The sequence below is a fragment of the Pseudomonas sp. 300 genome, assembly GCF_055803035.1.
In genome coordinates this window covers 1,195,171-1,203,866 of the sequence record NZ_JAVLRV010000002.1, presented here as the reverse complement: position 1 = coordinate 1,203,866, position 8,696 = coordinate 1,195,171, and the positions used below count along the sequence as shown (strand labels likewise).

The 8,696-nt window shown below is 56.8% G+C and carries 13 protein-coding genes; 7 read left to right on the top strand and 6 right to left on the bottom strand.

Features of this window, described 5'->3' with window-relative positions; translation table 11 throughout:
* Positions 1-53 precede the first annotated feature (53 nt).
* Genes Q7W83_RS12055 through Q7W83_RS12045 form a run of 3 tightly spaced genes read right to left on the bottom strand, consistent with a single transcriptional unit; the run spans position 54 to position 2,391 of the window.
* The gene (locus tag Q7W83_RS12055) at positions 54-440 is read right to left on the bottom strand and encodes a hypothetical protein (protein WP_150632850.1); all 387 of its coding nucleotides are present in this window, start codon (positions 438-440) and stop codon (positions 54-56) included.
* Positions 437-1,909, bottom strand: coding sequence for a hypothetical protein (locus Q7W83_RS12050; protein WP_150632849.1), 1,473 nt, complete (start codon positions 1,907-1,909; stop codon positions 437-439). Before Q7W83_RS12050 ends, Q7W83_RS12055 begins: the two co-directional genes overlap by 4 nt.
* Positions 1,906-2,391: an Hcp family type VI secretion system effector gene (locus Q7W83_RS12045; RefSeq protein WP_150632848.1), complete on the bottom strand. Its 486-nt coding sequence runs from the start codon at positions 2,389-2,391 to the stop codon at positions 1,906-1,908. The genes Q7W83_RS12050 and Q7W83_RS12045 overlap by 4 nt, the downstream gene beginning before the upstream one ends.
* A 181-nt stretch (positions 2,392-2,572) precedes the next feature.
* Between Q7W83_RS12045 and benA the strand changes: the two genes are divergently transcribed.
* The 4 genes from benA (at position 2,573) to Q7W83_RS12025 (ending at position 6,300) form a co-directional block, all read left to right on the top strand.
* The gene (gene benA / locus Q7W83_RS12040; RefSeq protein WP_150632847.1) at positions 2,573-3,937 is read left to right on the top strand and encodes a benzoate 1,2-dioxygenase large subunit; all 1,365 of its coding nucleotides are present in this window, start codon (positions 2,573-2,575) and stop codon (positions 3,935-3,937) included.
* The gene (benB, locus tag Q7W83_RS12035; RefSeq protein WP_150632846.1) at positions 3,934-4,422 is read left to right on the top strand and encodes a benzoate 1,2-dioxygenase small subunit; all 489 of its coding nucleotides are present in this window, start codon (positions 3,934-3,936) and stop codon (positions 4,420-4,422) included. The genes benA and benB overlap by 4 nt, the downstream gene beginning before the upstream one ends.
* 10 nt (positions 4,423-4,432) lie before the next feature.
* Entirely contained in the window at positions 4,433-5,446 is a 1,014-nt protein-coding gene (gene benC / locus Q7W83_RS12030) for a benzoate 1,2-dioxygenase electron transfer component BenC (protein WP_150653250.1), read from the top strand.
* Between the two features lie 80 nt (positions 5,447-5,526).
* Positions 5,527-6,300 (top strand): 1,6-dihydroxycyclohexa-2,4-diene-1-carboxylate dehydrogenase, encoded by a 774-nt coding sequence (locus tag Q7W83_RS12025; RefSeq protein WP_150632844.1) that lies wholly within the window; start codon positions 5,527-5,529, stop codon positions 6,298-6,300.
* Positions 6,301-6,312: 12 nt separating this feature from the next.
* Here the strand turns inward: Q7W83_RS12025 and Q7W83_RS12020 are convergent, their stop codons facing one another.
* Positions 6,313-6,675 (bottom strand): NUDIX hydrolase, encoded by a 363-nt coding sequence (locus tag Q7W83_RS12020; RefSeq protein WP_150632843.1) that lies wholly within the window; start codon positions 6,673-6,675, stop codon positions 6,313-6,315.
* Positions 6,676-6,898: 223 nt separating this feature from the next.
* On the opposite strand from Q7W83_RS12020, the gene Q7W83_RS12015 reads away from it, so the two are divergent.
* Positions 6,899-7,102, top strand: coding sequence for a DUF2188 domain-containing protein (locus Q7W83_RS12015; protein WP_150632842.1), 204 nt, complete (start codon positions 6,899-6,901; stop codon positions 7,100-7,102).
* A 36-nt stretch (positions 7,103-7,138) separates the two neighbouring features.
* Here the strand turns inward: Q7W83_RS12015 and osmE are convergent, their stop codons facing one another.
* Both osmE and Q7W83_RS12005 read right to left on the bottom strand, forming a co-directional pair.
* On the bottom strand, positions 7,139-7,495 hold the full coding sequence (gene osmE, locus Q7W83_RS12010) for an osmotically-inducible lipoprotein OsmE (protein ID WP_150632841.1): 357 nt from the start codon (positions 7,493-7,495) through the stop codon (positions 7,139-7,141).
* Positions 7,496-7,509: 14 nt separating this feature from the next.
* Positions 7,510-7,749, bottom strand: a complete 240-nt coding sequence (locus tag Q7W83_RS12005) for a hypothetical protein (RefSeq protein ID WP_008029106.1) — start codon at positions 7,747-7,749, stop codon at positions 7,510-7,512.
* Between the two features lie 171 nt (positions 7,750-7,920).
* Between Q7W83_RS12005 and Q7W83_RS12000 the strand changes: the two genes are divergently transcribed.
* Together Q7W83_RS12000 and Q7W83_RS11995 are read left to right on the top strand one after the other, a co-directional pair.
* Positions 7,921-8,139 carry a hypothetical protein gene (locus Q7W83_RS12000; protein WP_150636206.1) on the top strand — a complete coding sequence of 73 codons (219 nt, stop codon included), beginning with the start codon at positions 7,921-7,923 and terminating at the stop codon, positions 8,137-8,139.
* Between the two features lie 70 nt (positions 8,140-8,209).
* Positions 8,210-8,545 (top strand): hypothetical protein, encoded by a 336-nt coding sequence (locus Q7W83_RS11995; RefSeq protein WP_150632839.1) that lies wholly within the window; start codon positions 8,210-8,212, stop codon positions 8,543-8,545.
* Positions 8,546-8,696: the final 151 nt, after the last annotated feature.

The following is an 8,696-nucleotide window of genomic DNA, read 5'->3' as shown; positions in this document are numbered from 1 at the left end:
TCAATCAATCGGTTGTCCAAACTCATTCACCTGCAAAAGGCATAAACGATTTTTCAGACTAGTTCGAGCTCAGAAACTGCGACAAGGCCACACATTACGAGTAAAAGTCCCCAGCCGGTCCACTGTAAAACAATCAGCTTTCGTTTAAGGTCGACAGGAAAGTTCTTCAGGTCCTCAGCACATGCACCCCCATCGCGAAGATAGAGCCGAGGAGTGGTCATTACGCCCATTATGGCGCCCAGTAAAAACATATTCCCCCAAGGCCCGCCGTTTCTGAACGGTGCTCGAATCATAACCGCCGGGCAGTTTTGCAGGTGATTCAGCATCACATCCATTTTTGTATAGGCGAGGTGAAGTGATATACCAATTATTATGAATATGCCTCCAAAGTCGATTAAACCTACACAAAGAAATATTTTGTCAGCGGTGCTTATGCTCATTTAATGACCTCGTAGATTCTCTCAGCCATAACTTCTCCGCCCTTTCCTAGAGCTTGCCCTGCTGCCATAGAACTCGCGCCGACTACTAGTAACCCGCATGCAAAGGTGCCCACCCCACCAGTAGGCACTCCAAGCGCTGCACAAATAACGCCGGCAGTAGGGCCGCCCAGCAGCGCACCAGCAACAATGCCGCCCGACAGCCCTCCTAAAAAACTTCCAGTTTCAGTAAATTTCACTTTTTCACAGGCCTCCACGTCCCCTTCCGCACAAACACCCTGAACTTTGATCACTGAAGCCCCACCACCCACCGCAGTACCAATCCAACCGCCATATTTCACATACTTCGCTGCTTTAGAAACGCCCTCAATATGCGTGGCATAACCGGGAATCTGTCCAATGGCACCCGCTTTTCTCCAGCGATGAACAAGACTTTTAGTCGATATGCCCAACACGTTTTTCAGATTGGGATGATCCGGAAAGCCAATGCTCTTTTTGGTCAGTTCGGTGAGTTGGGTATCCAACTGAGCCAGCAGGCGTTTGCGCTCGGCGTAGAACTCGGCGGACTTCAGGTGTCCATTGGCTTGAAAGGTCCGGGTATGCAAACTCTCGATGTCACGCAGAATGACCTTCACGTCGTCCAGGTTCTTCGCGAACATAGACAGTCCAAAACTGGCACCCAGTGAACCCTTGGAAAGAAAGAAGGCTATTTCGTCATAGTGCCGCGCCATGAAATCGGCTTCTTCTGAACTGAGAGGCTCCAAGGCTCTGTTTACGTTTCCCGCCGCCTGCATCAACAACGCTTCTTCAAAAGTACATTGCTGATTGTTCGGGTCGCTGAGAACAATCATCGTCCCGGCTTTGACTTGGTCCAGATTCGGATTCAGGGCCTTGAATTTTGCGATGACGGCGGGGGAGGCTGAGGTGAAAAGCTGAGCTTCGAGTTTGTCAGCCGTCGTGCTTCTGGGAACGATGTAGAAACCGGGGTCTTCTTGCGGGACTTCCGCTGGCCATCGTTCTCGAGGAAAAAACTTTAAATCCGCCACCGGATGCGGCGAAGAGGCGGCCTTCAATGCATCGGGCGAATTCGCGGTAGTCGACTTTAAGTTTTGCGCATGGACAAAGCGCAACAAGCGTTCAGGGTCAGGTTTTAATACTGGCTGAGTCAGCGTCGAGGTCGGTGTTCTTTTAAGCCGTGCGGTCATCGCGCCCTGAGCATTTCGCGCGACGGCTTGCGATTGGATAAGCAGGTCGCGTTGTTCTTGCAGAAGCGCCTGTATGCCTTGCTTCGGCGTTTTGTTTCCTTGCGCGACATCATCGGCAATACGCTTCGCGTAATAGGCAACTTCCCGATTGAACTGTACCCGCGCCGAACCGTGGGCAAGATATCGAGCGCTGACAGTATGGGCTTGCCCGACCAGTTTCCCGGCAACGCTGTTGACGTCCGCAAGGTCGTGACGGCTGGAATTCACCCTTCTTCCCCCCAAGAACCGTAACCGGCGGTTTTAGCCAGATGGTGGGTCCACGCGATGTCGCGGTAACGAATCGCCACCTGCTCTTGTGGCTCGGCGTCGTTTTGAAAAATGGCGTGAGGGACTTCAAGTGTCAGGTCGACAATGACGCCTCCATTGATCGACACGGTGTAGAACTTTTCCTGTATGCCGAAGGAGGACACACGGTAAAAACTGATCGTGCAGTTGATTTCCTCTCTGTTTGAAAGCGCTTGGGCGAGTAGCGGCGATGATTTGTCCACCGCTTTTGTGATGATGATCGGGCTGTGCGTCGCGCTGTTGATGTTGCCGACGTTGGTCATGTTGTGGCTGTAGGACAGCACCATGATTTCGTTCGTGTGCGCAGCCTGATATTTGTTGCCGATAGAGTCCTGGGTTGAGCAGCCCGCTGAAATCAATCCTTGAGCTTTTCCATTTATGGTCATGTAACCGTGATTAGCCATAGAACCACTCCTTGTAGTCAGGCGGGCAGTCTATGGCAGAAGTTGTAAGCAGTTATGTAGTCCGATTCCGAAAATACGTTCTGCACTAAATGGATACAGATCTGCACCCAGTGGATAGTCCACCCCATTGCCCCATCCTAGCATGAGCCTTGCCTGAACAATAACAATGGAGGCGGCGGCCATGACCCTGCGACCCGAATATCTTCACTCCCTGCTTGAGGACGATCCAGAACAAGGAATCTATCGCTGCAAGCGCGAGATGTTCACCGACCCGCGGCTGTTCGATCTCGAGATGGAACACATCTTCGAAGGCAACTGGCTGTACCTGGCGCACGAAAGCCAGATCCCCAACAAAAACGACTTCTACACCACTACCATGGGGCGCCAGTCGATCTTCATCGCGCGCAACAAGGACGGTGAGCTCAATGCCTTTATCAATGCCTGCAGTCACCGTGGCGCGATGCTCTGCCGACACAAATCCGGCAACAAGAGCTCGTACACCTGCCCGTTCCACGGCTGGACCTTCAACAACTCCGGCAAACTGTTGAAGGTCAAAGACCCGGCAGCGGCTGGCTACCCGGCGAGCTTCAATTGCGAAGGCTCCCACGACCTGACCAAAGTCGCCCGATTCGAATCCTATCGCGGCTTCCTGTTCGGCAGCCTCAAGGCCGATGTCGTGCCGCTGGTTGAGCACTTGGGCGAGTCGGCGAAGATCATCGACATGATCGTCGACCAGTCCGCCGATGGCCTGGAAGTGCTGCGCGGTTCGTCCAGCTACATCTACGAAGGCAACTGGAAACTCACGGCCGAAAACGGCGCCGACGGCTATCACGTCAGCTCGGTGCACTGGAACTACGCCGCCACCCAGAACCAGCGCAAACAGCGCGAGGCCGGCGACACCAATCCGACCATGAGTGCCGGCAGCTGGGCCAAGCAGGGCGGCGGTTTCTATTCCTTCGACAAAGGCCACATGTTGCTCTGGACCCGTTGGGCCAACCCGGAAGATCGCCCGCTGTATGAACGCCGCGATGAACTGGCCCAGGACTTCGGCAAGGCCCGCGCCGACTGGATGATCGAGAACTCGCGCAACCTGTGCCTGTACCCGAACGTGTACCTGATGGACCAGTTCAGCTCGCAGATCCGCATCGCCCGGCCGATCTCGGTCAACCGCACGGAAATCACCATTTACTGCATCGCCCCCAAAGGCGAAAGCGATCACGCCCGTTCGAGCCGGATTCGTCAGTACGAGGATTTCTTCAACGTCAGCGGCATGGCCACCCCGGACGATCTGGAAGAGTTTCGCTCCTGCCAGACCGGTTATCAGGGCAGCGTGACCGCCTGGAACGACATGTCCCGTGGCGCCGAGCACTGGGTCGAAGGTGCCGATGATGCGGCGAAGGAAATCGACTTGCATCCGTTGCTCAGCGGCGTGCGCACCGAGGACGAAGGCCTGTTCGTGCTGCAGCACAAATACTGGCAGCAGACCATGCTCAAGGCTCTGGCCGCCGAGCAATCGAAGCTGATTGCCCTGGAGACCGTGCAATGACCCTCACCTATGAAACCGTGCGCGATTTTCTCTACCGCGAAGCGCGCTACCTCGATGATCGGCAATGGGATGAATGGCTGGAGTTGTACGCCCCGGATGCGACGTTCTGGATGCCGTCCTGGGACGACAACGACGAACTGACTGAAGATCCGCAGCGGGAAATCTCGCTGATCTGGTACGGCAACCGCACCGGTCTTGAAGACCGCGTCTTCCGCATCAAGACCGAGCGTTCCAGCGCCACCGTGCCGGACACCCGCACCTCGCACAACATCAGCAACATCGAGCTGCTGGAACAGGCTGACGGCCTCTGCAAGGTGCGCTTCAACTGGCACACGTTGAGCTTCCGCTACAAGACCGTTGACAGCTATTTCGGCAGCAGTTTCTACACCCTGGATGTGCGCGGCGAAAACCCGCTGATCAAGGCCAAGAAAGTGATCCTGAAGAACGACTACGTTCGCCAGGTCATCGATGTTTACCACCTGTGAGGCGGCCGTCATGACTCATTCCATCGCATTCAATTTTGAAGACGGCGTCACCCGTTTCATCGACGCCAACGTTGGCGAAACCGTGGCCGATGCCGCGTACCGCCAAGGCATCAACATTCCGCTGGATTGCCGCGACGGCGCCTGCGGCACTTGCAAGTGTTTCGCCGAGGCCGGTCGCTACGACCTCGGTGAGGAGTACATCGAAGACGCCCTCACGGCGGACGAAGCCGAGCAAGGTTTTGTCCTGACGTGTCAGATGCGCGCCCAGAGCGATTGTGTGGTGCGCGTGCCGGCTTCCTCGGAGGTCTGTCGCACGCAACAGGCCAGTTTTGAGGCCACCATCAGCGCCGTGCGCCAGTTGTCCGACAGCACCATCGCGTTGTCGATCAAAGGTGAGGCACTGAGCAAACTGGCGTTCCTGCCGGGGCAATACGTGAACCTCGGGATTCCCGGCAGCGAGCAGACCCGCGCCTATTCGTTCAGCTCGTTGCAGCGTGACGGTGAGGTCAGTTTCCTGATTCGTAACGTGCCCGGTGGCTTGATGAGCAGTTTCCTCACCGGCATGGCCAAGGCTGGCGACAGCATGAGCCTGGCCGGGCCGCTGGGCAGTTTCTACCTGCGCGACATCCGTCGGCCGTTGTTGCTGCTGGCCGGCGGTACGGGGCTGGCGCCGTTCACCGCGATGCTGGAAAAAATAGCCGAACAGGGCAGTGAGCACCCGTTGCATCTGATCTACGGCGTGACCAACGATTTCGATCTGGTGGAAATGGATCGGCTGGAAGCCTTCGCTGCGCGCATCCCGAATTTCAGCTTCAGCGCCTGCGTGGCCAGCCCCGACAGTCAGCATCCGCTCAAGGGCTACGTGACCCAGCACATCGAGCCCAGACATTTGAACGAGGGCGATGTCGATGTCTACCTGTGCGGCCCGCCACCCATGGTCGAAGCGGTCAGCCAGTACATTCGCGAACAAGGCATTGCGCCGGTGAATTTCTACTACGAAAAATTCGCCGCCAGCGCGGCATAAAAATGTGTGGCGACGCCGTTCTGTAGGCGCTGGCTTGCCAGTTCCTACAGATCGAGAGCGATTTTCGATTCGAGGCACGTATGAACAGATTTCACGAAAAAGTTGCGTTGATCACCGGTGCCGCCCAAGGCATCGGTCGGCGCGTTGCCGAACGTATGGCGGAGGAGGGGGCTCGGTTGATTCTGGTCGACCGCTCCGAGCTGGTGTTCGAAGTGCAACAGCAATTGGGGACGGGCAGCCAGGTGCTCGCGCTGACCGCGGACCTTGAGCAGTACGGCGAATGCAGCCGCGTGATGCAAACCGCCGTCGAGCGCTTCGGTCGTCTCGACATCCTCATCAACAATGTCGGCGGGACGATCTGGGCCAAACCGTTCGAACATTACGAAGCCGACCAGATCGAGGCCGAAGTCCGTCGTTCGCTGTTCCCCACGTTATGGTGCTGCCATGCCGCGCTGCCGTTCATGCTGGAGCAGGGCAGCGGCGCCATCGTCAACGTATCCTCCATCGCCACGCGCAGCATCAACCGTGTGCCGTACGGTGCGGCGAAGGGCGGGGTGAATGCGCTGACCGCGTGCCTGGCGTTTGAAACTGCCGGTCGTGGCGTGCGAGTCAACGCCACGGCACCCGGTGGCACTGAAGCGCCGCCGCGGGTGATTCCGCGCAACAGCGCCGAACAAAGCGCCGAGGAAAAAGTGTGGTACCAGCAGATCGTCGATCAGACGCTCGACAGCAGTTTGATGAAACGCTATGGCACGCTGGATGAGCAGGCAGGCGCCATTCTGTTTCTGGCCAGTGACGAAGCGTCCTACATCACTGGCATGATCATGCCGGTGGGTGGTGGCGACCAGGGCTGACACCGTTGAACGCTACAGGCGACGCTGAAAAGCTCTGACAATTCTGAGCGTGGCGTCGCTGGTGTTCAGGTTCTGTACCGCGTCCAGCGGAAACCACAGGCAGTCAAAGATTTCATTTTGCGGTCGGGCCTCCGACGAGTTGAGCACCGATGCCTCATACACGTGATGGCGGGTGCCGCCCGTTTCCAGTTCCATCAGGTACAGCAAGCCGTCGATCCCGAGCCCGGTCTCTTCCTGAAGCTCGCGCATGGCGGCGCCTGCCGTGGTTTCGCCAGGCTCGACCTTTCCGCCGGGCAACGTCCAGCGAGACCTTGGCTTGCGCACCAGGAGAATGTGCCGGTCCTGCTCGCAAATGACGGTTGCGCGTACTTTCATGTGTTACCTGATTGCCCGTTGTCATAAATCGGTAATAAAAATGCAATATTCAGGCCGCCCACGTTTACTCGGACCTCTTGGTCTGGTTGGAGGTGCCACAAGGACTGAAAGTGCAATCGAATGACGGAATCCTGTCGCGACGTCTGGTCGGCACCCCGGCGAAACGTGGGTGTAAGGTAGGCAGGGTCAATCCTGGAATCAGTACCGAAAATGGAGGTAACTTATGAGCGTTCCGATGCTGAATAAGATGCACATGAACGGTTATGACGTACTCAGCGTGAACAACGGCCCATGGCGGGTGTGCACCCAAGGTGATCGGCTGGGCGCTTTTGCCAGCCGGGAAGAGGCGTTGGCCTTTGCCGCGGCGCTTCCCGGTTACAAATCCCGGGCCAAACGGCCGGCAAGCAACCAGACGACGCTTAAGTAAAACGCTTGTAGCCCCGGTTTTTTCCGGGGCTTTTTCTCAATAACCGCCGCCCCCGCCGGAGCTGTGGGAAGGTTCCCTGGCTTTTGTTTGCAGGCGGCTCCATTCCGCGCAGGTGATAAAGCTGGTGTGATCGACCTTGCCCCGATCATCGAAACTGACGTTGTACGCCTGTTGATGGCCGGCTTTCGTCAGCTTGTAGTCAAAGCACGTGCCGGGCACCGCCGTGCGCTCGGTGATGGTGTGAGGCGGTCCGCCGATTTGCTCGACCTGATCCTTGCTCATTCCCGTCTCGACTTTGGCGACCAATGGCAGGTCGCCATAGAGGCGCGATTCAGTGCTGCAGCCCGCTAACGCTGACAGTCCGAAAACCAGCGCGAATAGAGGCTTGTTCATGACCGCGCTCCTGTTTAGTGCGCTTTGTTACGACTGATGGCCTTGGCTTTGACTTCTTCGGCGTAGCCGGCCAAGCGCTGTTCGTCGCCCTGGAACAGGTCGCACAGCCGCAGCACCGCCTGCGCATCGACATCATTGCCAGATAGCTTTAATTGATCTGCCAGGCGTAGAAGCTCCACCGCCGACCATCTCAGATCCGACGCAACGCTTTGCAGGTCACGTCGAAGTTCGTTTTCAGATTCGTTGAGCCACATGACGACCTCCTGAACATTGTCCGCTACGAAATTTTAGTCTCTATTCCTGACGCAGGACGTTTTGTTCGTCCGAACACCCGCAATAACCTTTGGTCGGGAAGATGCGTGCGAACGAACAGATCTGCTGTCGTAGTGATGTGGCGAATTTTCGCAGGGGAGAGGCAACTTCAAATGACGACGACCGATGACTTCAGGTTTCACGCGCATGAGCTGATCGTCGATCTGGACGCGGCGACCACAGAGATGATGACGCTCATTTCTGCTCATCAGCTCAGCGGCCCGGAATGGGAGCGTGTGACTCAATGGCAGCACGAAGCGTATGAGCGGTGGATGACTTACCTGAACGAGCGGTCCTATCCGGACCCCGGCCAGACCACCGACAAACAATGAGAAATACCCAATGAATGGATGTCCGTATGACGGCGCGCTACATTTCCTTTTTTCCGAATAAGGGTGCGTCATGCGGACGTTGATTGCAGGAGTCGTAGTGGTGCTACTGGCAGGCTGTTCCTTGCCCGCGTCACTGGTCCCAGGTGAGCCGAATTTCAGCAAATACAGCGAGAAGGCGCCTAAGGAGTATGCCGCCTGTGTATTGCCGGCGTGGCAGACACAGATTTCCAATACGACTCAAACGCCGATTTCCAATGGCTACCGGATCAAGGCGCCGAGCATTATCACGGCCGACGAGATTCTGGATATCGTGAAATCGAAAGAGGGCAGCCGGGTCTCGCTGTATCAAGGGCCGCCATGGGCCAAGTCAGGCGCACTGCGTCAGGCGGTTCGGGATTGTTTGTAGGGCTTGGCCGCGAGTCGTGGCGGCATTTGATAGACCGTCTTCGCCAAACACATTTCAAATGTTGGTGACCTCACTGGTCTGCTCGCCAGCAGCCAGGGCCGCGCTTCACTTGTCCCTGCGATCACTTATCCCGTTATCAACATGAGCCGTG

Coding starts and splice junctions, on each gene's coding strand:
- Q7W83_RS12055 (WP_150632850.1), bottom strand. CDS start 440: ATGAGCATAAGCACCGCTGACAAAATATTTCTTTGTGTAGGTTTAATC.
- Q7W83_RS12045 (WP_150632848.1), bottom strand. CDS start 2,391: ATGGCTAATCACGGTTACATGACCATAAATGGAAAAGCTCAAGGATTG.
- benA (WP_150632847.1), top strand. CDS start 2,573: ATGACCCTGCGACCCGAATATCTTCACTCCCTGCTTGAGGACGATCCA.
- benB (WP_150632846.1), top strand. CDS start 3,934: ATGACCCTCACCTATGAAACCGTGCGCGATTTTCTCTACCGCGAAGCG.
- benC (WP_150653250.1), top strand. CDS start 4,433: ATGACTCATTCCATCGCATTCAATTTTGAAGACGGCGTCACCCGTTTC.
- Q7W83_RS12025 (WP_150632844.1), top strand. CDS start 5,527: ATGAACAGATTTCACGAAAAAGTTGCGTTGATCACCGGTGCCGCCCAA.
- Q7W83_RS12020 (WP_150632843.1), bottom strand. CDS start 6,675: ATGAAAGTACGCGCAACCGTCATTTGCGAGCAGGACCGGCACATTCTC.
- Q7W83_RS12015 (WP_150632842.1), top strand. CDS start 6,899: ATGAGCGTTCCGATGCTGAATAAGATGCACATGAACGGTTATGACGTA.
- osmE (WP_150632841.1), bottom strand. CDS start 7,495: ATGAACAAGCCTCTATTCGCGCTGGTTTTCGGACTGTCAGCGTTAGCG.
- Q7W83_RS12005 (WP_008029106.1), bottom strand. CDS start 7,749: ATGTGGCTCAACGAATCTGAAAACGAACTTCGACGTGACCTGCAAAGC.
- Q7W83_RS12000 (WP_150636206.1), top strand. CDS start 7,921: ATGACGACGACCGATGACTTCAGGTTTCACGCGCATGAGCTGATCGTC.
- Q7W83_RS11995 (WP_150632839.1), top strand. CDS start 8,210: ATGCGGACGTTGATTGCAGGAGTCGTAGTGGTGCTACTGGCAGGCTGT.